The organism is Millisia brevis NBRC 105863 (genome assembly GCF_001552615.1).
Taxonomy (GTDB): domain Bacteria; phylum Actinomycetota; class Actinomycetes; order Mycobacteriales; family Mycobacteriaceae; genus Millisia; species Millisia brevis.
Window position 1 is genome coordinate 1 of record NZ_BCRN01000010.1, and the last position, 23,141, is coordinate 23,141.

Annotated in this window: 21 protein-coding genes, 1 tRNA gene and 1 pseudogene; 13 read left to right on the top strand and 10 right to left on the bottom strand. The window is 68.2% G+C overall.

From position 1 onward, the window contains the following. From MB1_RS26240 to MB1_RS14590, 3 genes and pseudogenes are all read left to right on the top strand, one after another. Positions 1-808, top strand: a pseudogene (locus tag MB1_RS26240) (serine/threonine-protein kinase); the annotation flags it as partial. Positions 809-817: 9 nt separating this feature from the next. Further along, positions 818-2,599: a serine/threonine-protein kinase gene (locus tag MB1_RS26320; protein ID WP_066908610.1), complete on the top strand. Its 1,782-nt coding sequence runs from the start codon at positions 818-820 to the stop codon at positions 2,597-2,599. 114 nt (positions 2,600-2,713) lie between these two features. Beyond that, positions 2,714-3,130 (top strand): hypothetical protein, encoded by a 417-nt coding sequence (locus MB1_RS14590; protein WP_066908612.1) that lies wholly within the window; start codon positions 2,714-2,716, stop codon positions 3,128-3,130. A 294-nt stretch (positions 3,131-3,424) separates the two neighbouring features. On the opposite strand, the gene MB1_RS14595 is transcribed toward MB1_RS14590, so the two are convergent. Together MB1_RS14595 and ygfZ are read right to left on the bottom strand one after the other, a co-directional pair. After that, positions 3,425-3,619 (bottom strand): DUF3073 domain-containing protein, encoded by a 195-nt coding sequence (locus MB1_RS14595; protein ID WP_066908616.1) that lies wholly within the window; start codon positions 3,617-3,619, stop codon positions 3,425-3,427. Positions 3,620-3,790: 171 nt separating this feature from the next. Then, positions 3,791-4,969 carry a CAF17-like 4Fe-4S cluster assembly/insertion protein YgfZ gene (gene ygfZ / locus MB1_RS14600; RefSeq protein ID WP_066908619.1) on the bottom strand — a complete coding sequence of 393 codons (1,179 nt, stop codon included), beginning with the start codon at positions 4,967-4,969 and terminating at the stop codon, positions 3,791-3,793. Positions 4,970-4,995: 26 nt separating this feature from the next. On the opposite strand from ygfZ, the gene MB1_RS14605 reads away from it, so the two are divergent. Further along, positions 4,996-5,940 (top strand): aminodeoxychorismate lyase, encoded by a 945-nt coding sequence (locus MB1_RS14605; protein WP_084351821.1) that lies wholly within the window; start codon positions 4,996-4,998, stop codon positions 5,938-5,940. Positions 5,941-6,327: 387 nt separating this feature from the next. Here MB1_RS14605 and MB1_RS14610 read toward each other — a convergent pair whose 3' ends face one another. The 4 genes from MB1_RS14610 to MB1_RS14625 form a co-directional block, all read right to left on the bottom strand. Beyond that, positions 6,328-7,008 (bottom strand): heme-binding beta-barrel domain-containing protein, encoded by a 681-nt coding sequence (locus MB1_RS14610; RefSeq protein ID WP_174531968.1) that lies wholly within the window; start codon positions 7,006-7,008, stop codon positions 6,328-6,330. Positions 7,009-7,332: 324 nt separating this feature from the next. Continuing rightward, positions 7,333-7,638 (bottom strand): DUF1416 domain-containing protein, encoded by a 306-nt coding sequence (locus tag MB1_RS14615; RefSeq protein WP_066908622.1) that lies wholly within the window; start codon positions 7,636-7,638, stop codon positions 7,333-7,335. 5 nt (positions 7,639-7,643) lie between these two features. Further along, on the bottom strand, positions 7,644-8,477 hold the full coding sequence (locus tag MB1_RS14620; RefSeq protein ID WP_066908625.1) for a sulfurtransferase: 834 nt from the start codon (positions 8,475-8,477) through the stop codon (positions 7,644-7,646). Between the two features lie 401 nt (positions 8,478-8,878). After that, entirely contained in the window at positions 8,879-9,673 is a 795-nt protein-coding gene (locus tag MB1_RS14625) for an LmeA family phospholipid-binding protein (RefSeq protein WP_281190089.1), read from the bottom strand. A 126-nt stretch (positions 9,674-9,799) separates the two neighbouring features. On the opposite strand from MB1_RS14625, the gene MB1_RS14630 reads away from it, so the two are divergent. From MB1_RS14630 to pstB, 6 genes are all read left to right on the top strand, one after another. Further along, positions 9,800-10,615, top strand: coding sequence for a winged helix-turn-helix transcriptional regulator (locus tag MB1_RS14630; RefSeq protein ID WP_084351825.1), 816 nt, complete (start codon positions 9,800-9,802; stop codon positions 10,613-10,615). 154 nt (positions 10,616-10,769) lie between these two features. Beyond that, the gene (gene mshD, locus MB1_RS14635) at positions 10,770-11,681 is read left to right on the top strand and encodes a mycothiol synthase (RefSeq protein ID WP_066908631.1); all 912 of its coding nucleotides are present in this window, start codon (positions 10,770-10,772) and stop codon (positions 11,679-11,681) included. Positions 11,682-11,933: 252 nt separating this feature from the next. Beyond that, positions 11,934-13,028: a phosphate ABC transporter substrate-binding protein PstS gene (pstS, locus tag MB1_RS14640; RefSeq protein ID WP_066908634.1), complete on the top strand. Its 1,095-nt coding sequence runs from the start codon at positions 11,934-11,936 to the stop codon at positions 13,026-13,028. Between the two features lie 55 nt (positions 13,029-13,083). After that, positions 13,084-14,142, top strand: coding sequence for a phosphate ABC transporter permease subunit PstC (pstC, locus tag MB1_RS14645; protein ID WP_066908636.1), 1,059 nt, complete (start codon positions 13,084-13,086; stop codon positions 14,140-14,142). Positions 14,143-14,145: 3 nt separating this feature from the next. Continuing rightward, positions 14,146-15,054, top strand: a complete 909-nt coding sequence (gene pstA / locus MB1_RS14650) for a phosphate ABC transporter permease PstA (protein WP_066908639.1) — start codon at positions 14,146-14,148, stop codon at positions 15,052-15,054. A gap of 77 nt (positions 15,055-15,131) precedes the next feature. Next, positions 15,132-15,908: a phosphate ABC transporter ATP-binding protein PstB gene (pstB, locus tag MB1_RS14655; protein WP_066908642.1), complete on the top strand. Its 777-nt coding sequence runs from the start codon at positions 15,132-15,134 to the stop codon at positions 15,906-15,908. A 160-nt stretch (positions 15,909-16,068) separates the two neighbouring features. Here pstB and phoU read toward each other — a convergent pair whose 3' ends face one another. From phoU to MB1_RS14675, 4 genes are all read right to left on the bottom strand, one after another. Further along, entirely contained in the window at positions 16,069-16,734 is a 666-nt protein-coding gene (gene phoU, locus MB1_RS14660) for a phosphate signaling complex protein PhoU (RefSeq protein WP_066908645.1), read from the bottom strand. 89 nt (positions 16,735-16,823) lie between these two features. Beyond that, complete coding sequence (locus MB1_RS14665) at positions 16,824-18,494, bottom strand: LCP family protein (RefSeq protein ID WP_084351898.1); 1,671 nt, start codon at positions 18,492-18,494, stop codon at positions 16,824-16,826. A 247-nt stretch (positions 18,495-18,741) separates the two neighbouring features. After that, positions 18,742-19,875: a tRNA dihydrouridine synthase DusB gene (gene dusB / locus MB1_RS14670; RefSeq protein WP_218000252.1), complete on the bottom strand. Its 1,134-nt coding sequence runs from the start codon at positions 19,873-19,875 to the stop codon at positions 18,742-18,744. Positions 19,876-19,910: 35 nt separating this feature from the next. Beyond that, positions 19,911-20,864: an acyl-ACP desaturase gene (locus MB1_RS14675; RefSeq protein WP_066908651.1), complete on the bottom strand. Its 954-nt coding sequence runs from the start codon at positions 20,862-20,864 to the stop codon at positions 19,911-19,913. Between the two features lie 226 nt (positions 20,865-21,090). Here MB1_RS14675 and rfbA point away from each other — a divergent pair, with 226 nt between their 5' ends. The 3 genes from rfbA (at position 21,091) to MB1_RS14690 (ending at position 23,132) form a co-directional block, all read left to right on the top strand. Continuing rightward, positions 21,091-21,990, top strand: coding sequence for a glucose-1-phosphate thymidylyltransferase RfbA (gene rfbA, locus MB1_RS14680; RefSeq protein ID WP_066908654.1), 900 nt, complete (start codon positions 21,091-21,093; stop codon positions 21,988-21,990). 37 nt (positions 21,991-22,027) lie between these two features. Then, a tRNA-Lys gene (locus MB1_RS14685) sits at positions 22,028-22,100 on the top strand. 372 nt (positions 22,101-22,472) lie between these two features. Then, positions 22,473-23,132 (top strand): TetR family transcriptional regulator, encoded by a 660-nt coding sequence (locus MB1_RS14690; RefSeq protein WP_066908658.1) that lies wholly within the window; start codon positions 22,473-22,475, stop codon positions 23,130-23,132. Positions 23,133-23,141 lie beyond the last annotated feature (9 nt).

Sequence of the window (23,141 nt, forward strand, 5' to 3'; positions counted from 1 at the left end):
CCCCGCCGGCAACGGGGTGCCCGCGAACCCGGCGGCCCCGCCCGGGCCGCACCCCGGGCCGTGGCTCCCATCCGGCGCGGGCCCCGTCCCGGCCGTGACGCAGCTGCGACCGGCCACCGTCCCGCCGACGGCGGACCGCCGCCCGCGGTGGGTGATCCCGGCGGTGGTCGCCGCGGTGGTCCTGGTGGTCGCCGCGCTCGGATCGGCGGTATGGGTCACCCGATCGGTGGCCCCGACGCTCGGCATCGTCGCGGGGGCGGACGACACCCCGGCGACCCGGTCGGCCTCCACCCCGCCCGCCTCGTCCGCACCCGCCTCGTCCGCACCCGGGGCCGCCACCACCGAACCCACCTCCACCTCCACCACGGACACGGCCGGGGCGACGACGGCCTACAGCGCCTGGGGGCCGGCCGCCTATATCGCCGAAGCCTTTCCCGGCCTGCTTCCCGCCGAACCGGCCGGCGCCGGCTACCAGGGGCTTCGTTGCGGCCTGGACGACGACGAGGGCCGGTCGCTGACCTGCCCCGACGACGCCGCCGGCTACGGGGTCAACATCTGGTGCGACCCGCAACTCGGCCGCCGGGTGTACCTGCGGGACACCACCGGCGTCACCGGTACCCGCGAGGAGACGTGGGCCCGGCCGACCGGCACGGGCAGCGTCTGGTGGACCACCGACGCCATCAGCGGAACCGGGCTGCTGCGGGTCGAGTTCGACGACCCCGACCGGTACTTCTGCGTCCTGGGCGTCGCCGGCGACCACGGCGGTCAGGATGTCTACGACCGTTGGTGGATCGGCGCTCCGATCTGAGGCTGGGCGATGACGATGTATGTGACCCCCGGAACGGTCTTTGCCGGCTACCTGATCGAACGACGGATCGGCTCCGGCGGCATGGGCGCCGTCTACGCGGCCCGGCATCCCCGCTTGCCCCGACTGGTCGCCCTGAAGATCCTCACCGCCGAGGCGGGCGGGACCTCGCGGATGCGGGCCCGCTTCGAGCGGGAAGCCGACCTGATCGCCCAACTCGACCATCCGAACGTCGTCGATATCTACGACCGGGGGACCGAGGGCGACCATCTGTGGATCACCATGCGGCTGGTCGACGGCCTCGACGTCGCGCGGCTCGTGGCGCCCGGGCATCCGATGCGACCGGCGGCGCGGGCGGTGGGAATCGTCGCGCAGGCCGCCGACGGGCTCGACGCCGCGCACCGCCGCAGGCTGCTGCATCGGGACGTCAAGCCGGCCAATCTGCTGGTCGCGACGGCCGACGACGGATCCGACCAGGTCTTCGTCACAGACTTCGGCATCGCCCGATCGATCGAGAGCCCCCGGCTGACCTCGACCGGCTCGATCGTCGCCACGCTCGCCTATGCCTCACCCGAGCAGATCGGAGCCGGCCCGATCGACCACCGCACCGACGTCTACTCGCTCGGCGCCACGCTCTTCGAGATGCTGATCGGCGAGGCGCCGTTCGCCGGACGACCTCCGCCGGCGGTGCTGACCGCCCATCTCAACGAGCCGCCACCGCTGCCGTCGCGGATCGACCCGAGCCTGCCGGTCGGCCTCGACGAGGTGATCGCCACCGCGATGGCGAAGGACCCGAACCGGCGTTTCGACAGCTGCGCGGCCCTCGCCGCCGCCGCGTGGCGTGCCCTCGAACCCGCCGCCGCGTGGGGCGGCCCCGAACCCGCCGCCGCGTGGGGCGGCCCCGAAGCCGCGGAAGCGTGGCGCGGCCCGGAAACCGCCGAGGCGTGGCGCGGCCCCGAAACCGCGGGGGCGGCGCCGATTCTTCCGCCGACCGCGGCGGCGCTGCCGGGCACGCGGATCGCGGACGGCAGCGGTCCGCGGCCGAGCGTTCCGTCCCGCTCGGGGCGCAGGTCACGGGGCCTTCCGCTCGCGGCGGTGGCGGTGGCGCTCGCCCTGGTCGGGGTGATCGTGACCCTGCTGATCGTCGGACCCCAGCGCGGCGACGGGACCGAGACTCTCGCGACCACCGGCACGCTCGACCCGACCACCGGGACCGGGAGCACGAGCGCCGGCAGCGCGTCGACCACCGAGACCGGGACCGGCCACACGCCGACCAGCGAGGCGCCGACCACCGAGACGGCGGCCGCCGGAACCGCGAGCACGACTCCGAGCGCCGGGGCCTCGGTACCTACCGGTTCGCCCTACCCGGCGTGGGGCGCGGCGGGGGAGTTGGTGGCCATGTTTCCGTACCTGTTGCCGGCAACCCCCGACGATGTCGGCTACCAGAACTCCCGATGCGAGAGCATCGAGGTGCTGAACAACGGTCGGATGCCGGCGCTGCAATGCACCGGCGACGGGGGGTTGCTCTGGTACGTCTGGTCGTTCCGGCCCGACGATCCGCGCTGGGAACAGACCAGCACGGCGGCCTTCGAGGGCGCCACCGCCGTCGACGAACCCTGGCAACGCGTCTCCGGCAGCGGCACGCTGCGCATGTCGGACGGCCCCGACAACTCCGGCGCACTGGTGATCTCCTTCGACGACCCCAACCGCCGGTGGATCCTGATCGACATCACCTCGTGGTACTACGACGGCCGCGGCCTGACCGACCTCTGGTGGGCCGACGCGCCGATCTGAGCGCCCCGTCCGGCATCAGCGTCCGGCGCTATCAGCGGACTGTCATCGGGTTGTCACCACGCGATCGCATTCTTTGTTCAGCGAAGAGCTGAACCACAGACGAAGGAGATCGTGATGAGCACCGTCCGAATCGCACTGCGCACCCTCACCGTCGCGGTGGTCGGAATCGCCACCGCCGCGGTCCTGGTGATGACCGGAGTCGGCGCAGGCGTCGCGTCGGCCGCCCAGGGCAAGGACGTGCGGATCGAATTCGCTCCGGGCGAAAGCGGCTCGTCGTTCACCGGTGACATCGTGCGGGGTGACTACGACCACTACCACCTCGACGCGGTGGCCGGTCAGACCATGAGCGTCGGGCTGGTGTCGATCGAGAACAACGCCGTCTTCGCCATCTACACGCCCAGCGGATACCCGCTGGTCCTCGAGGAGGTCGACCGCAGCGTCGTGCTGCCGGAGACCGGGGACTACGTGCTCGAGATCAGCTCGGTCCGCGGCAACGCCGGGTACGACGGCTACGTGTGGATCGGCTGGTAGACCGCTCGACCGGTGTCGAGTCTCCGGGGGGAGGGATCGGCAACGTCGCCGATGGGTTGTGGCCGAGAGGATCTGCGCAGGGGGCAGATTCACTCGGCCACAGCCGCGTTCCCCGGAAGTACCGTGACTCGACCAACCGGGTCTCGACCATGGCTCACCCGCACGGCGTCACCCCGGCGAGGGGTGGTCGCATATGTGGAGGGTGGGCCGTCGACTCGTATCGGGTCGACTACCGAATCAACGAAAGTCGGGAGCGCCTCTGCGCCCCCGACCTTCATCAGAAGTGTGGTGGATCTACTGCCACTTCTCGTACTCGTAGTCGTAGTCGTCATCCGACGGCTCCGAGCGGCCGGTGGGCACGTCTCGACCCCGGGGCTCTTCACCGCCCGACAACTCGCGTTGGAGGCTCTCGAAATCTGTGGTCGGGGAGCTGTACTTGAGCTCACGTGCCACTTTGGTCTGCTTTGCCTTAGCCCGGCCGCGGCCCATGGCTAACCCCCTCGCGCGAGCGGGGCGGCCTGGGAGTTTTGGCGGCCCCGTCATAGTTTTGAGTATCTTCCTGCCGACCACTCTAGCGTGCCCGGGGAGCAAGTGCCGCAGCGATCGCGCGTGGCGAAGTGCGGCCGCGCGTGTCGACAGGAGAAATGGTCCCGCCGGAGGTCACCGCCCCCGCAACCGCGAGACCGCTTCGCGGCCCGCCCGCACCCAATCGGTGGGTGCGGAATCGGGGTCGATCGAGATCGCGGTGCCCGAGGCGACCAACGGGGTGTCGACCGGGACCGCGCGCTTGAGCAGCGCGAGCGCGATCGGACCGAGCTCGTGGTGGTCGACCACCGTTCCGAGGGAACCGACCCGGCGCCCCTCGGCGGTGAGCACGTCGGTGCCCCGCTCGGGACGCAGGTCGGCGGACCCGTCGATGTGCACCAGGAACAGATGCCGGGGGGGACTGCCGAGATTGTGCACCCGCGCCACGGTCTCCTGGCCGCGATAGCAGCCCTTGTCGAGGTGTACCGCACCCCGGGCGGCGATATCTCCGATCCAGTCGACCTCGTGCGGAATGGTGCGCTCGTCGGTGTCGACGCCCAGGCGTGCGCGCCCGGCCGCGACCCGCAGCGCCTCCCAGGCCCAGCTGCCCGCCGGCGCCGCACCCGCCGCGACGAGGCGATCGCGCATCCGTGCGACCCCGTCGGCCGGCACCAGCAGATCGAACGCCGCCGTTGGCGCTTCGCCCAGCACCGGTTCGCCGAGCGGGATCAGCGGGGGCATGGCGCGCACGACGACGTCCCCGGCGACCTCGGCGGCGTAGAGCCGGCTCGGCGCGGGCAGATCGGCGGCGGTCAGCACCGCGGCGGCGTTCGGCCCGAGGACCGACAGCACCGCCCAGCGCTCGCGGGCGTCCTCGACCCGCACGTCGGACCAGAAGACCATCTTGCTCAGATAGGCCAGCAGATCGGCGCCGCGATCGGGCTCGGTGTCGATGATCGTGGTGGGGGTGTCGTCGATCACGACGTCCGACATCACGAAGTGGTGTTCGACACGGCCGTTGATGTCGAGGATCAGATTCTCGGCGGACTCGCCCGACGGCAGCTGCGAGATGTGCTGGGTGGTGATCGAATGCAGCCAACTCAGGCGCTCGGATCCGGTCAAAACCAGCACGAATCGATGGGAGCGGTCGACGACGACCGCCGCCCGTTCGGCGGCGCGTTGCTCCCCGAGGGGATCGCCGTAGTGCCAGGGAATCGCCGCGTCCGGACCGGAATCCGGTCCGGGGAAGATCGCTTTCGGCGCAGTGCGAAGCGACTCGCGGTCGTGGGGGTGCGCGGGTTTGTCGCCGACCATGCGTCCAGTCTAGTTAGGCTTCTGCCATGGCTACGCAGGTTGTTGTGACTCTCGATGGCACAGTCCACGACGGAAGCGAGCCGCTGCTGCACGCCGACGATCTGTCGGTGGTTCGGGGGGATGGAGTTTTCGAAACTGTTCTCGTCCGGGACGGCAGGGCGGTCCTGCTCGACAAACATCTCGATCGCCTCGCGATCTCGGCGGGGATGCTCGACCTACCGGAGCCGGATCGGTCCGCCTGGGAGGCGGCGGTCGAGATCGGTGTGACCCGCTGGGTGTCGACCGCACCCAAGCCCGTGCCGCCGGCGCACGCCGATGCGATGATGCGGTTGGTCTACACCCGCGGGCGCGAGGGTGGGGGCCCGCCGACCTGCTTCGTCAGCATCGCCGAGGTACCCGATCGGGTGACCGCGGTGCGCAACGACGGGGTCGTCGTGGTCACCCTCGGACGCGGGTACTCCGCGGATTTCGCCCCCGAGGCCCCCTGGCAGCTCTACGGCGCCAAGACGCTGTCCTACGCGACCAATATGGCGGCGCTGCGCTATGCGCGCAGCCGCGAGGCCGACGACGCGATCTTCCTGAGCAGCGAACGCTACGTGCTCGAGGGGCCGCGCTCGACGGTGATCGTGGTCAACGACGACGAGCTGCACACCCCGCCGGTGGAGCAGGGCATCCTGCGCGGCACCACCCAGGCGGCGCTGTTCGAGGTCGCCCCGAAGAAGGGGTTCCGCTGCTTCGAAACGCCGCTGCGCCCGGCGGACCTGCTGACCGCCGATGCGGTCTGGTTGGTCTCGTCGATCACCCTGGCGGCCCACGTCCGCGAACTCGACGGGCTGCCGCTGCGCCCCCGCCGGCGCGGTGAGGAGATCCCGGCGTTGATCGACCTCGCGATCGCCCCGGAGGGGCCCAGCGCACCCGCACCGCCGCGCCCGCGGTCCTATCCGCGCGATCGCGGCCGCTGGCGCCGCTGAGGGTCCCCGTTGGACCGCTGCGCAGCGTCGTACCTGGTCACAGCCGCTTTCCGGCGGTACGCGATCAGCGAAATTTAATCGCTTGCGGCCCTGGTTCGCCGCGGCGTACGTTCGGAGGTACACAAGGAAGGAGGTGGTCCGACAGTGATTGACATACGGACATGTGAGGTGGCTGTCCGCTAGCCGCTAACGCTGCAGTCGGGTATCACCCGTCGCGCGAGCGGCGAGCGAATACCAGGCAGCCACCCGACCCCCGAGCCGCCGGTCCGTCCGACCGGCACGTGTATCCCCCCACGGATGCGCAGGGCTCGGGGGTCGTTCCGTTTCCGGGCGCCCGTTGCCGGCACGAGGTCACCCGAGGTGCGAGGGTCGGCAGGGTACCGAGATTCAGCCGATGTAGCGGCTCAGCCGCGCCGACATGCGCGGCTCGAGGGCGCCGTCGGCGGTGATCCGCTCCTCGACGTAGGCGAGGTCGCCCCCGTCGACGATGCCGTAGAGCCGCTTCGCGCCGCCCACGACGTCCGAGGAGGTGCTGCGGATGACCACGTCGGTGGCGATCTCCCACGACGACGCGGTGAGCGCGGCGCCGTAGTAGAGCTCGACGACGCCGGAGGTATGCGTCAACAACAGCTCGAGGACCTCGTCCGAGGTCGTCCCGTCGCCATTGGGCTCGCCCCCGGCCACCCGCCAGAAGCCGCTCTCGCGCTGATCCGGACCGAGGTACTCGCCCTCGGGGGTCAGCCGCCAGGCGACCGACTCCCACACCAGATACGGACCGCCGTTGTGGGCGACGATGATCTGCTGCCCGAAGCGGTACTCGCCGGTGCTGGGATCGCGGCCCTCGCCGACACCGCGCCAGACACCGACCATCGGCAGCAGGGCGAGCAGATCGTGATTGAGGTTCGCGCCCTCGCGCAGATTCGCGGTATCGGCCGGGATCGGCAGGTCCGGCAACGACGGGACGTTGAGCGTCCCGGTCACCGCGGCCCGTTCGGCGGCCGCGGCGATCGCGTCATTGCCGCCGAGCTGCGGAACGCCGGCGGAGCCGTCATCGGACGGCACCGCGATGTCCTCGGGCGAGGCGTCGGAGCTGGTCTGCTCGTTCCGGGGGCCGTCGGTCACGATTCGTCGGTGACCAAGCGGTAGACCACGTAGAACGTGAACCACAACACCAAGACGGTCGCGAGACCCAACAGAATTTCGAATATGAGAACCACAGCGGGAGTCTATCGCGTGTACGACCGTGTGAAGTAGCGCGTCGGCAACCTCACCATCGCGGTTCTGCGATCGGTGTCCCTCGGGCTCGACCGCACCCGTGCCGCCGGGCCCCGGAGACGACCGTGGGCCCGCCGAATCGGCGGGCCCACGGGGTGAGGCATGAAGAGCAGCAGGTCAGGCGGCGATCGTCACGTCGACGGCGTGAATCCCGGCGCCCTCCGCCTGCACGGCAGCCTGGCCGTTGCCGGCGGACGACAGCGCGCGAACCGTCCACGCCCCCGGCGCGGCGAAGAAGCGGAAGTCGCCGGTCGGCGACGCCACCACCTCGGCGGTGAACTCGCCCGTTCCGTCGAGCAGGCGAACGTAGGCGCCGGCGACCGGCTGCCCGTCACCGGCGAGCACGCGCCCGGTGAGGATCGTTTCCTTCTCGGCGTCGACTCCGACGGGCAGATTCTGACCCTGCACGGGTGCAGCACACATGTCTCTTACTCTCCCAACTCGATCGGCACGCCGATCAGCGAGCCGTACTCGGTCCAGCTTCCGTCGTAGTTCTTGACGTTCTCGTGGCCCAGCAGTTCCTTCAGCACGAACCAGGTGTGCGAGGAGCGCTCACCGATCCGGCAGTAGGCGATGGTGTCCTTGGAGCCGTCCAGACCGGCCGCTCCGTAGATCTCGGCCAGTTCCTCGTCACTGCGGAAGGTACCGTCCTCGTTCGCGGCCTTGCTCCACGGCACGTTGATCGCGCCGGGGATGTGGCCGGGACGCTGGCTCTGCTCCTGCGGCAGGTGGGCCGGCGCCAGGATCTTGCCGGAGAACTCGTCGGGGGAGCGCACGTCGACGAGGTTCTTGACGCCGATCGCCTCGACGGTCTCGTCGCGGAAGGCGCGGATCGACAGATCCGGCTCCTTGGCGACGTACTCGGTCGGCTCGCGCTTGACCGGGTCGGTGCTCAGCGGACGACCGTCGAGCTCCCACTTCTTGCGACCGCCGTCGAGCAGCTTGACGTTCTCGTGGCCGTAGAGCTTGAAGTACCAGTACGCGTAGGCGGCGAACCAGTTGTTGTTGCCGCCGTACAGCACGACGGTGTCGTCGTTGCCGATACCGCGGTCGGACAGCAGCGCGGAGAACTGCTCGCGGTTGACGAAGTCACGACGGACCGGATCCTGCAGATCGGTCTTCCAGTCGAGCTTGATCGCACCTTCGATGTGGCCGGTGTCGTAGGCACTGGTGTCCTCGTCGACCTCGACCAGAACGATGCCGGGGGTGTTGAGGTTCTGCTCGGCCCAGTCGGCGGTGACCAGGGTGTCGGAGCGAGCCATGAGTGTCCTTTCCTGCTGCGTACGTTTGCGTGGAGCATCACCGAGGCGCTGATGCGTCCGTGGATGGGGGATGTCGGCACGCGATATGCGCGGGAATTGCACAATCGGGGGCCGGGACGATCGGGAACGAGGCCACGCCACGAGAGAATTCGGGTGCGGATACGGGTCGAACGAGCGACGTCGCCGCGAAGAGGGGCCCGATCAGGAACGGCAGCGACAACAGCAGCCACCGAGACGGCACAGATCAACCGCGCGTCGTCGGGTGAGCAAAAGCTCTCGGCTGTTCTGCACACGCACAGCGTACCCGGACCGTTGCCGACCGTCGGCGGCCCCGGGCCCCCGGGAGCCGGGCGGGCGATCCGAGCCCCGGCGCGGGCGCCGGAAACGGGCGCGACCGGGTCCTAGCTGCGACGCAGGGTGGTCAGGTCCACCGTGACATCGCGGGTGATGCCCTCGACGACGATCTGGGATCCCTCGGTATAGATCCAGGTGACCGGAACGCCGAACGGCAGGGTTCCCGCGTCGATGACGCCGCCGAAGGGCGCGATGATCGCGGGCACCTGCGCATCGGGGACCCGGATGTCGACCTGCCCGTCGGCGCCCTGGTGCAAACCGGTCGGGGTGATCACTATCCGGTTGCCGTCCATCTCCAACCGGGCGTCGACCGAGATCGTCTCCGGCTCGCCGTCGACCGGCACGGTACCGGTTAACACCGTCGTTCGCGGACGGGTTTCCCGAGTCTGTTCCGGTGAACCGGGTGTTCGCTCCGGTTCGGATATTCCGAGATCCGGAATGCCGAGAAATACACCCAGGTCCGTGCCGTCTATCCGAATTCGTCCATACAATTCGGATACCGGCAGGTCGGCGAACTGCCGTCCGACCAGGTTCGAAGCCGGCAGAACCGCGCCGAAGAGGGACGCTTCGACTGTGGTATTGCTCACGTCCGGGGCCGGCACGTCGTGCGCGCTGACCTCGATGTCGCGATAGGTCCCGCTCGCCAATTGCGGGAGGAAGGCCCATCCCGTGATCCGCACGGACGGATCGGTTTCCAGCCCGCTACCGGCGCGTAATGCTCGAGACACACGGAATTCAGCTGCGGCCGCCGAGCCGAGATCGGCCAGCGCTAGGATCGCCAGCAGAGCGATCAGAACGACGAACAGCCTCCGAATCAGGGTGATTGTCTCTCTCCCTTTCACGTGGATCGGGCGCCAACCGGCCCGACCACGCTAATCTGTTCGTCGGGGTGAGGTCGTTCGGTCGGCGCATTGCTTGCATTGGCCTCGATCGGATCGTACGGGCTACCGAGGTCTGGGAGGCCACTGATGGAACTGCTTCTGCTGACTTCCGCTCCCGATGTCGACGCCGTTCTCCCGTCGTTGTCCTTGCTGCCGCACACCGTGCGCGCAGTACCGGCGGAGGTGTCGTCGTTATTGGAGGCGGGCTCCGCGGACATCGCTCTGGTGGATGCGCGAACCGATTTGGCGGGCGCGCGAGGGCTGTGTCGTTTGTTGGGTACCACCGGCGGTACGCCGATCCCTGTGATCGCCGTGCTCACCGAAGGTGGATTGGTCGCCGTCAACGCGGACTGGGACCTCGATGATTTTTTCCTGCCGAGTATCGGCCCGGCCGAGATCGAGGCGCGCCTGCGCCTGCTGGTCTCCGGACGGACCGGAACGATAGGCGACGAGTCGACCGGCAAGATCACCCTCGGTGAACTGGTCATCGACGAGAGCACCTATACCGCGCGGCTGCGTGGTCGAGTGCTCGATCTGACCTACAAGGAGTTCGAACTGCTCAAGTACCTCGCGCAGCACGCCGGCCGGGTCTTCACCCGCGCCCAGCTGCTGCAGGAGGTCTGGGGATACGACTTCTTCGGCGGTACCCGCACGGTCGACGTGCACGTACGACGGTTGCGGGCCAAGCTCGGGTCGGAGTACGAGTCGCTGATCGGCACGGTGCGCAATGTCGGCTACAAGGCCGTACGTCCCCGGCCCGGCAGCGGCGGCGATCTGATCGTCGACGCCGGCCCGGTTGCCGACGTACCCGCACCGCGCAATGTTCCCGCGGCCGGCGAACCCGCCCGCGGCCCCGAGGACCGTCATCACCTGCACTCCGTCGCCGGAGGCCGCGCGGGCTGAGCCCGCTCGGTACCCACCGGACCCGCTTGTGCCCGCTTGTGCTCGGTGCACACTGGGCCCACCTGCGCTCGGTGAGTAGCGCACTCGCTCGGGTCGGCATCGACGCCGACGTCGTCACCGCGGCATCGAGGCCGCGCGGGGCTAGACTTCCCACATGGTGTCAGCCGGCGATGGATCGAGCCCCCTGGCGGTCGCGGTGGAGGACGCTCGCGCCGACGTCGACCGCATCATCGCCGCCGCCACGGAAGCCGACGGCACCGCCCCGCTGTCCTCCGACATTCTGCGCGCCCGTTCGGCCGGTACGTCCGGCCTCGAGGAAGTGATCGCCCGCGTCGACGGTGAGGTCGCCGGATACGCCGCGGTCCTGAACTTCCGGGACGGCTTTCCCGCCATCGGCGAGGCGGTCGTCGACCCGGCCCACCGCAATGTCGGGATGGGCGGTTCCCTGGTCTCCTGGATCCTGAGCACCGGGGGCGCCGACGCCCGCGTCTGGGCGCACGGCGATCTGCCGTCCGCCCGCAGCGTCGCCAATCGTCTCGGCCTGGTCGTCCTGCGCGAGCTGCTGCAGCTGCGCCGCCCGCTCGACGGCGATATCCCCGAACCGGTCGTCCCCGACGGCGTGGTGATCCGCACCTACACCGACGCCGACCGCGCCGAACTGCTGCGCGTGAACAATGCCGCCTTCTCCTGGCATCCCGAACAGGGCGGTTGGGACGACCGACAGATCGACGAACGCGCCGCCGAACCCTGGTTCGACCCCGAGGGGATCTTCCTGGCGGTCGAGGCCGATCGGCCGGAGCACGTCCTGGGCTTCCACTGGACCAAGATGCACCTCGAGCATCCGGGGCTGGGGGAGGTCTACGTCGTCGCCGTCGATCCGGAGGCGCGCGGCCGCAGTCTGGGCGGCATCCTGACCACGATCGGGATGCGCTATCTGCGGGATCGCGGCGCCGACACGGTGATGCTCTACGTGGAGGCGGACAATGAGCGCGCGGTCCGCACCTATGACAGGGTCGGCTTCCGCCGTTTCTACGCCGACGTCGCCTACGGGCGACCGGCTATTTGACGAGCCCTTTACCCGATAGATACCGGTCGAAGAGACCGATTCGGGGCGCTCTACCTCACACTTCTTCCGGTGAACGGATGGTCACCATCTCGTGGACGCCCAGCGTTCACCTCTGATTAACCCTTGCGGTGAGGACAGTGCACCGAAACGTCCTAGTTTCGAGAGGGCGGCAGCCGTCGCCTCGGTGCGGGCGCACCACCACATTCGAGTCGCCGTACCGGTGGACCCGACTCTCGTACAAAAGGAATCTCTGTGAAGCTCAAGCGCAGCGTGGCCGTTGCCGGAATCGTCGCCGTCGGCGGCATGCTCGTCGCCTGTGGCAGCGACTCGAACGTCGAGGGCGCGACCACGGGGACGTCGTCGGCGTCCTGTGAGGGCAAGTCGCCGATCACCGGCGAAGGATCCTCCGCCCAGCAGAACGCCATGGCGAACTTCACCGCGCAGTACCAGGCCGTCTGCCCCGGCCAGGAAGTTGCGTACACCGTGAGCGGCTCGGGTAACGGCCGCACCCAGTTCGTCAACGGAATCGTCGACTTCGCCGGCTCGGACTCGCCGATCACCGGTGACCAGGCCACCCAGGCCGAGGCGCGTTGCGCGGGCAACCCCGCCTGGAACCTGCCGTTGGTCTTCGGCCCGATCGCGGTGGCCTACACCCTCGACGGTGTCGACAACGTCACCCTCTCGCCGGTCGTGATCGCCAACATCTTCAACGGCACGATCCGCACCTGGAACGACCCGGCCATCGCCGCGCTCAACGAGGGCGTCACCCTTCCGGATACCCCGATCGTGCCGGTGTACCGGTCCGACTCCTCGGGTACCTCCGACAACTTCCAGCGCTTCCTGAACGCTGCGGCCCCGGCCGAGTGGGCCACCCCGCACAGCTCCGACTGGTCCGGTGGCGTCGGCGAGGGCGCCAACGGCTCGACCGGTGTCGCGCAGGCCGTCGCCGCCACCCCCGGCTCGATCACCTACGTCGAGAAGAGCTACGCGGACCAGGAAGGCCTGAGCGTCGCTCAGATCGACTTCGGTTCGGGTGCGGTCGCGCTGTCCTCCGAGACCGCCGGCACCGCGATCGACGCCGCCACCTTCTCCGGTGAGGGCAACGACCTGGTCGTCGACATCGACGCCCTCTACGCCTCGTCCGAGGCCGACAGCTACCCGTTGGTCCTCGCGACCTACGAGATCGTCTGCTCCGCCGGCTACGACGAGCAGACCTCCCTGGCGGTCAAGTCCTTCCTGGACAGCGCCGTGGCCGAGGGTCAGCAGGGCCTGGAAGAGGCCGGCTACGTGCCGCTGCCCGATTCCTTCAAGGAGCGCCTGACCACGGCCATCAACGCGATCGCCTGACCGACGTCGACTCGTCAAGAAATTCGACAGTAAACCCGGGAAGGTTAACCGGCACATGAGTGAGACGTTTTCCGCGGGAGCAACTCCCGCAAGTGCGGCACGGGCGGGAGCGATGGCGGCCGAGACAGCAACAACCCAGGGACCTCCGCCGCAGAAGTCCGCCCATGAGGGACACCCGAAGAACAAGCCGGTTGTCCGCCCCGGTGATCGGATCTTCTCGGGGCTCGCCACGGGTTCGGGCATTCTCATCATCGTCCTGATCGGCGCGATCGGTGTCTTCCTGCTGTGGCGCGCGATTCCGGCCCTGGCGAACAACACCGTCAATTTCTTCACCTACAACGGGTTGTGGAATACCAGCGACACCTCCGCGATGGTGTTCGGTATCCGGGACATCTTCCTGGTCACCGTCACCGTCTCGGTGATGGCGCTGGTGATCGCGATGCCGATCGCCCTCGGCATCGCGATCTACCTCACCCAGTACGCGCCGAAGCGGATCGCCGCCCCGCTCGCGTACGTGATCGACCTGCTCGCCGCGGTTCCCTCGATCGTCTTCGGTCTGTGGGGCCTGTACGTCCTGGCCCCGGCGATCGCTCCGTTCGCCGAATGGCTCAACCGCACTCTGGGGTGGTTCCCGCTGTTCGCGACCGGTTCGGTATCGATCGCCGGTGGCGGCACGATCTTCACCGGCGGCATCGTGCTGGCGGTGATGATCCTGCCGATCGTCGCCGCGGTCACTCGCGAGGTGTTCGTGCAGACGCCGCGCGGCAACATCGAGGCGGCGCTCGCCCTGGGCGCCACCCGGTGGGAGGTCGTACGGATGACCGTGCTGCCCTTCGGCCGCTCCGGCTACATCAGCGGATCGATGCTCGGCCTCGGCCGCGCGCTCGGCGAGACGATCGCCCTGTACATCATCATCCGCTCGACCCAGGAAGCGTTCAGCTGGACGCTCTTCGACGGTGGCAACACCTTCGCGACCAAGATCGCGCTGGCCGCCGCCGAGTTCAACAACGAACTGCAGGCGGGCGCCTATATCGCCGCCGGCCTGGTGCTCTTCGTGCTCACCTTCGTCGTCAACGCGGCGGCGCGTGCGGCTGTCTCCGGAAAGCAGGGCTGATCGATGACCGCTTCGTTGGACAATCCGATCAAGGCTCCGACCTTCCACGGGGTCAGTACCCGGCGCAAACTGACGAACAACGCGGCCACCGTGCTGGTGACCGCGTCGGTTGTCATCGCGATCATCCCCCTGGTGTGGGTGCTCTACACGGTGCTGTCGCGTGGCTTCTCCGCGGTGCTCAATCCCGACTGGTGGTGGAAGTCCCAGGCCGGCGTCACCCAGTTCGTGCAGGGCGGCGGTGCCTACCACGCGATCATCGGCACGATCACCCAGGCGGGTGTCTGCGCCCTGATCTCGATCCCGATCGGCATCTTCGTCGCGATCTACCTGGTCGAATACGGCGCCGGTACCCGGCTCGCTCGGGCGACGACCTTCATGGTCGACATCCTGACCGGTGTCCCCTCGATCGTCGCGGCGCTGTTCATCTACGCCCTCTGGATCGCGACCTTCGGATTCGGACGGTCGGGCTTCGCGGTGTCGCTGGCCCTGGTTCTGCTGATGATCCCGGTGATCGTGCGCTCCACCGAGGAGATGCTGCGGGTCGTCCCGATGGACCTGCGCGAGGCGTCCTACGCCCTCGGCGTTCCGAAGTGGAAGACGATCTCGCGCATCGTGCTGCCGACCGCGCTGTCCGGCATCGTCACCGGCATCATGCTGGCGCTCGCCCGGGTGATGGGCGAGACCGCACCGGTGCTGATCCTGGTCGGCTCCTCGGCCGCGATCAACTTCAACCTCTTCAACGGACCGCAGTCGTCGCTGCCGTTGATGATGGTCGATCTGCAGAAGGCCGGCACCAGCGTGCTGACCAGCGAGCGGATGTGGGGCGCGGCCCTGACGTTGATCCTGATCATCGCGCTGCTCAATATCGGCGCGAACCTGATTTCCAAGTTCTTCTCCCCGAAGGGGATCTGAGTGCGGACCGCGCCGGACCGCGCCGCACACGCCTCCCTTCGGCATCACCTCATCGTTAGAAACTGGAGCAACATCTGATGGCCAAGCGACTGGACCTCGAGGACGTCAACATCTACTACGGCAACTTCCACGCCGTCGCCGACGTCGCGCTCTCGGTGCATCCCCGTAGCGTTACCGCGTTCATCGGCCCCTCCGGCTGCGGCAAGTCGACCGTGCTGCGCTCGCTCAACCGTATGCATGAGGTGATCCCGGGCGCCTACGTCGAGGGATCGGTTCTGCTCGACGGTGAGGACATCTACGGCGCCGGTGTCGACCCGGTCGGTGTCCGCAAGACGATCGGCATGGTCTTCCAGCGGCCGAACCCGTTCCCGACCATGTCCATCAAGGACAATGTCGTCGCCGGGCTGAAGTTGCAGGGCGGCAACTCGCGGTCGGAACTCGACGAGGTCGCCGAGCGCTCGCTCAAGGGCGCGAACCTGTGGAACGAGGTCAAGGACCGTCTCGACAAGCCGGGCGGCGGCCTGTCGGGTGGTCAGCAGCAGCGTCTGTGCATCGCCCGCGCCATCGCGGTGCAGCCCGATGTGCTGCTGATGGACGAGCCCTGCTCGGCTCTCGACCCGATCTCGACGCTTGCGATCGAGGATCTGATCTCGGAGCTGAAGAAGGACTTCACGATCGTGATCGTGACGCACAACATGCAGCAGGCCGCCCGTGTCAGCGACCAGACCGCCTTCTTCAACCTGGAAGCCACCGGCAAGCCGGGCAAGCTGGTCGAGATCGACGACACCGAGAAGATCTTCTCGAACCCGACCCAGAAGGCCACCGAGGACTACATCTCCGGACGTTTCGGCTGACGGGCCGCAAACGGACACCAACGGCCCCGGTCGCGCTACCAGCGCGACCGGGGCCGTTGGTCATGTCGGGGCCGGTCGACGCGGAGCGGATCCCCGGGATATCCGACAACAACGGCCGGGACCATGTGGTCCCGGCCGTCGGCTGTCGATGCGGCGTGCGTCAGCCCAGCGTGATGTCCTTGTCCGAGGGCAGTTCGCCCGTGACCAGGAAGATGACCCGACGGCCGACCTCGACCGCGTGGTCGGCGAAGCGCTCGTAGAAGCGGCTGAGCAGTGTGACGTCGACCGCCGCGGCGACCCCGCTCTTCCACTCGCGGTCCATCAGGACGGTGAACAGGTGGCGGTGCAGGTCGTCCATCGCGTCGTCCTCCTCGCGCAGCTCGGCGGCGCGGTCGGGATCGCGGGTGATCAGGACCTGCTGGGCGCTGTGGCCCATCTGTACGGCGATGCGGCCCATCTCGGCGAAGTAGCCGTTGACCTCTTCGGGTACGGCGTGGGCGGGATGCCGCCGCCGGGCGATCTTGGCGACGTGCAGGGCCAGGGCGCGCATCCGATCGATGTCGGCGACCATCTGGATACCTGCGACAACCGATCGAAGATCACCGGCGACCGGGGCCTGCAGCGCCAACAGCGCGAAGGCACGCTCCTCGGCCTGGGCGCTCAGGGAGGCGGTGGATTCATGATTGCCGATCACCTGCTCGGCGAGTTCCAGATCGGCCTGCAGGAGCGCCTGAGTGGCGGTTTCCATGGCCTGACCTGCGGAACCCGCAAGCTGGCCGAGCAACTCGGTGAGCTCGGTCATCTGTTCGGTATACGCAATACGCATGAATAGATCCTAAGTGTCCCACGTAACTCTCACGGGTGAGTGTGGGTGAACGGCGGGTGAATGACGATTGGTCGGATTCCCCGTGCCCATCAGGCGCAGGTGTCGTCACCGGCATTTGTATAGCTCAGATCGGGCGGCAACTCGACGCCCGGGTCGGCGCCGGAGAGGTGGACGTCGGTGATCGGGGTGCCCACGGCGGGCGGCGCGAGCACCGTGCCGTCGAACTGGGATCCGAGCACCACCTCGACCCCCGCGGTCACATCGGTCGCCTCGGTGACCACCGCGCCGGGCAGACTCGCGGCGACCGTGGCCGCCTCGGCCTCGTAGCCGACGGGATAGCGCACGACGACGCCGGCCGACGAGCCGGTGTAGTTGCCGGTACCCGAGACGGTATAGCCGTACTGGGTAAGGGTGTTGGCGGTGACGGCAGCCAGCCCGGACTGGTTCGACGCGTTCGAGACGTGGATCGCGATCGAGTACGGGCTGACGGCGGCCAACTCGGGGACCGACGCCGCCAGCGGCTCGGGGGCGGGCGGCGTCGAGGTCCGTTCGACCGGAACCTCCTCGCCGGGCAACGGCAGGTCCTCGATGATCGCCTTGAAGATCGCGTCGATGTCGTCGAGGCGGGGGATCTCGTTGCCCCACTCGTTGGTGCCTGAGGTCGGGACGGTCAGGAAGGTCACCGCGCCGGCCTCGACACCCTGCAGCGACTGCCCGAGGGACAGCAGGTCCTGGGTGCGCACGTTCTCGACGAAGGTATTGGCGGTGAAAGCGTCGATGAAACCGTTGAGCTTGGTCGGGTCCAGCAGCACGTGACCGGACAGGGCCTGGCGCAGCAGCGCGGACAGGAACAACTGCTGGCGCTTGATGCGGCCGTAGTCGCCGGTGCCCTCCGACTCGACATACCGGGCGCGCACGTAGTTCAGGGCGGTCTGACCGCTGATGGTCTGTCGACCGGCCTGCGGCAGGACCGGGCCGAGCTCGGAGTCGATCAGCGGCTCGGTGGTGCAGACCTCGACGCCGCCGATCGTGTCGACCATCTGCTCGAATCCGGCGAAATCGATGCCCACGAAGTGGCCGACACGCATACCGGACAACTTCTGGATCACCTTGACCAGGCACTTCGGTCCGCCCAGCGCGTAGGCCGCGTTCAGCTTGTCGCCGCTGGCCTCGCCATAGGTCTCCGAGCTGTATTCGCCGGTCGCCGGGTCCCACGCGTTGCATACCGGTCGCTCGATGTCGAGGTCGCGGGGGAAGGACACCGCGACGACGCGGCTGCGGTCCGCCGGGATATTCACCAGGATGACGGTGTCCGAGCGGGCGCCCTCGGCGTCGGCAACCGTGCCGGCGCCGACCAGGCCGGACGCGCCGATGCGGGTATCGGTGCCGACGATCAGGTACGTCTCGTCGCCGTACTGCTGTTCGGGGTTGACCACATCGGTCGAGTCGAGGTCGAGCGCGGCGATCTGGGCGAAGGCGTTGTCGGTCGAGCGCAGGTAGGTCCACAGGATGCCGGTGCCGACCAACATCACCAATGCCATACCCGCGGCGATCACCCGGGCGATCGAGCGGACCCGTCGGCGCCCGGCGGCCTTCTTGCGGCTCAGCCGGGTCTCCGGCTCGGCCTTGGACTCGTCGGCGGGCAGCACGCGGGGCGCCGCGACCGCGGCCAGGGGAACCGGACCGGGGGAATTCGGATCGGCGGGAGCCGGACCGGGGGACACCGGGCCGGCGGGCGTGACCGGAAGCTCGCCGGTCATCGGTTCCTCCGGGCCGGGCTGCCGAACGGTCGGGCGTTCCCACGGAGCGACGCGAATGCGGGGATCCGGGCTCGAATCGGACTCGTCAGCCACCTATCGCCTTAGCCCTTCCCCTACGAAACGGTCGCCACAACCCGAGCGACAACCAGCCGTCATCCTACGTCGGCGGTCGGTTTTCGGCCCGGCGTGCGCACCGGGGCCGAGACTGCGACCCGAGGCGATCACCATCGATGCCGGTGCGGTGGCGTCAGCCACCCGAATGCATCATGTCCGCCCCGGCGGGCACCGTACAGTCGTCGGGATCGTCGAGCCAACCCTCCGGCAGGACCACCGAGCCCGGCGAACCCTGACGGCCGCGCGGGCCCTCGGCGTCCGGCGGGAAGGGAACGTCTTGGTCGAGGCGGCCCAGCAGGTCGTCCAGCTGCGCGAGCGTCTCCACCCGGGCGAAGTCCTGGCGCAGCTCGGACCCGGCGGGGAAGCCGCGCAGGTACCAGGCGGTGTGCTTGCGCATATCGCGCAGGCCCTTGTCCTCACCGTGGTGGGCGGCGAGCAGCTCCGCATGCCGGCGCATGATCTGCGCCACCTGGCCGAGCGTCGGCGGGCGCGGGATGTCGCGACCGGTCAGATGAGCGGAGAGCTCGGCGAACAGCCAGGGGCGGCCGAGGCAGCCGCGGCCGATGACCACGCCGTCGCAGCCGGTCCGCGCCATCATCGCCGCCGCGTCCTCGGGCGCGAAGATATCGCCGTTGCCGAGCACCGGAACCTCGGTAACCGCTTCCTTGAGCCGGGCGATCTGGTCCCAGTCGGCGGTACCGGAGTAGCGCTGCGCCGCGGTGCGGGCGTGCAGGGCGACCGCGGCGGCACCCTCGCCGGCGGCGATCCGACCGGCGTCGAGGTGGGTGTGATGATCGTCGTCGATGCCGACCCGGAACTTGACGGTCACCGGGATGTCGGTGCCCTCGGTGGCCTTGACCGCCGCGGCGACGATGGCGCCGAAGAGGCGCCGCTTGTAGGGCAGGGCCGCCCCGCCGCCGCGCCGGGTGACCTTGGGCACCGGGCAGCCGAAGTTCATGTCGATGTGGTCGGCGAGGTTCTCGTCGACGATCATCTTGGCGGCGTCGTAGGTGGTCGCCGGATCGACGGTGTAGAGCTGCAGCGAACGCGGCGTCTCGGTCGGATCGAAGGCCGTCATGTGCAGGGTGGCGGGCCGGCGCTCGACGAGTGCGCGCGCGGTCACCATCTCGCAGACATAGAGACCGGAAACACTCCCGACCCGGGCGATCTCGAGCTCCCGGCAGAGCACCCGGAAGGCGACATTGGTGATGCCCGCCATCGGGGCGAGCACCACCGGGCTCGCCAGGTTCAGCGAGCCTATCCGCAGGCCTCCCACCTCGGTGGCGGCCGTCAACGTGCTGGTCAGGGCGTTAGCTTCTTTCCTCGCGCCGCGTCTCGGGCGAGCGCGCGATCCCGCGACTCCTCGAATTTGAGGGTCTGCCGCTCCAATTCTTCCAGATAGGTCGCGAGCTCCTCGCGGTACTTCTCGCCCAGACCGGTGAAATCGGTCCGTTCGAAGATGTTCCATTTCTTCAGAACCGGACGAACCACCTCCTCCAGATGCTGGCGCAGGTCGTAGATGCCGTACTTGGCGATCATCACCGCGTTGCGTCGGAAGTTGGGCATCTCGGCGCCCGGCATCTGGAAGTTGGTCAGCACCCGATGGATCGCCGCGATCGTCTGATCGGGGGCCAGGTCGAGGGCCGCGCCGCAGATATTCCGGTAGAAGGTCATGTGCAGGTTCTCGTCCGCGGCGACGCGTTGCAGCATTCGGTCGGCGATCGGGTCGTTGCAGATCTTGCCGGTATTGCGATGCGAGACGCGCGTCGCGAGTTCCTGGAAGGTGACGTAGGCCACCGAGTGCAGCAGTCCGGCGTCGGCGTCGGGTGAGGCGAAGCCGTTGGTCATATGGGCCATGCGGGCGTTCTCGAGGGCGACCGGATCGATCCCGCGGGTGACGACCAGGTAGTCGCGCATGACGATGCCGTGGCGATTCTCCTCGGCGGTCCACCGGCCGACCCAGGTCCCCCAGGCGCCGTCCATCGAGAAGTTGTCGGCGATCTCCCGGTGATAGGACGGCAGGTTGTCCTCGGTCAGCAGATTGGTGAACATCGCCGCCTTGGCCACCTCGTTGAGCTTCGACTGCTCCGGGGCCCAATCCTCGCCGCCGAGGTGCGCGAAATTGCGTCCCTGGTCCCACGGCACGTAGTCGTGCGGATGCCAGTCCCGCGCCTGCGCCAGATGTCGGTTGAGATTCACCTCGGCGACCGGCTGCAGTTCGTGCAACAGCTGGAGCTGGGTGTATTCCTTCGACATGCTGGATCCTCCGCAGTGGGGCCTGGTAACCGGCGCCGTCCAGGGTCCGCGTTCGGCGGTGTGGTGGCAACGTCCGGACGTCGTCGTCGATGACGGCGATCGCCCAGCCTACGACAGGTTAGCCTCGGTTGGGTCTCGCTCCTATTCCGTATTGGTCAGGTCGGGCGCGGTTGGTTTCCTTTGGTGGCGGCCGGATTCGGCCCGTCGGGTGCTATAGCCTGGGCCGGTGCGCGGGATCATCCTGGCCGGAGGATCCGGTACGCGGCTCCACCCGATCACGCAGGCGGTGAGCAAGCAACTCGTGCCGGTCTACGACAAGCCGATGATCTACTACCCGCTCACGACGCTGATCCTGGGCGGTATTCGCGACATTCTGGTCATTACGACACCGCACGACGCACAACAGTTCCACCGATTGCTCGGCGACGGGTCCCAGTTCGGGATCGACCTGCGATATGCCGTTCAGGAACATCCCGACGGTTTGGCGAAGGCCCTGGTGATCGGCCGGGACTTCGTGGGGGCCGACCAGGTCGCATTGATCCTCGGCGACAATCTCTTCTACGGCCCGACCCTCGGAACCCAATTGCAGCGCTTTCATCATCTCGACGGCGGGGCGATCTTCGCCTACGAGGTCGCCGACCCGTCCGCCTATGGTGTCGTCGAAATCGATGCGAACGGCATCGCCCTTTCGCTGGAGGAAAAGCCCGCCATTCCGCGGAGCCGGTACGCCGTCCCCGGCATGTATTTCTACGACAATGACGTTCTCGATATCGCCGCGGGATTGCGGCCGTCGGCGCGCGGCGAATACGAGATCTCCGATGTCAATCGGATCTACCTGGAACAGGGTCGGCTGCGCGTCGACATCCTGCCCCGCGGTACCGCCTGGCTGGACACGGGAACCTTCGAATCCCTGCTGGAGGCGGGCGAATTCGTGCGCACGATCGAGCATCGGCAGGGTCTGAAGGTCGGATGTCCCGAGGAGGCCGCCTGGCGGGTCGGCCTGATCGACGACCGGATGCTGCGGGAGCGTGCGGAAACCCTCCTGCGTTCGGGGTACGGGGCCTATCTGCTGAGGCTGCTGGACGCGGGCGCGCCGAGCGGTGCGAACCAGACGAACCTTCGTTGATTGCCGGTTCGATCGGTCCGGTAGGCTGTCGGGCCGAGCCCCTCTAGCTCAGTTGGTAGAGCTGCTGACTTTTAATCAGTAGGTCGTAGGTTCGAGCCCTACGGGGGGCACTTCGCCCGGGTCCGCCGATCGGTCCGCCCGTCGCGTCGACCGCCGGGGGAGCGGCGCGCCCCGCGATCCGGGAGTACCGGACGAATCGATGCCGGGAACGCGGTGTTCTGCTCACGGATTCTTCGCCACGGCTCGGCCGGGTCCCTCCGGTTGTGAACTTTCACAGTGAAAACGACCCATAGATCGGGTTCGTGACACAATCGATACCTGAAAAACCAGCCTCTGGGTGGTTTAGCCCCACATCTGCAGACTTAAAGCTTTGAGGTGCACTATTGTGGCTACCTGTCCGCTCGGTCGGGTGGGCTAAGGGACGAAATGGTCCTCGGGGTTGGATATTTCGCCTGTCGGGGGCGGCTGGAGGCTAACGGCACATGGCACCACAGCAGGAGCGTGCGAAGAGAACACGCGCTGCAATCGTCGAGTCGGCCGCGGTGGAGTTCGGCAAACGAGGCTACGCCGCAGCGTCGATCAACACGATCCTGGAAGGCTCGCATGCGACCAAGGGTGCGATGTACTTCCACTTCAGCTCGAAGGAAGACCTGGCCAGGGCGGTCCTCGGAGCCGCAACGGCCCAGTACCACTCCATATTCGAGCGCTGGGAGGGTGCCGCGCGTGATCCCCTGGACACGCTGCACGCGATCATCGTCGACATCGCTCGGGGGTTCGGCGAGTCCGCGATCCTGCGTGCCGAGTTTCGCCTGATCGCCGAGCCGGAGTTCCACGCGGCGATCGTCGGCGGCTCGGGGTCGCTGTGGTCGCGAGCCGCGCGGGATCTGGCCGTGCGCGCTCAGGCCGACGGTCTGATCGGGCCGGGGGTCGACCCGGATCGTTTCGGTCGGGTGCTGTCGGCGACGCTCGCCGGGCAGCGGTTCCTGCGTGACGTGGTCGCCGATCCGACGTCGCTCGAGGAGCTGTTCGTCCAGGCGTACGAGGTGATTCTCGCCGGCGTCACCACCGACGGATGGCGTCAGCGGCATCGTTCGTCCGGGTGGGCTCCGGTGCCGATTCCCGAACCAGAACCGGCCATCTAGCTGGGGATT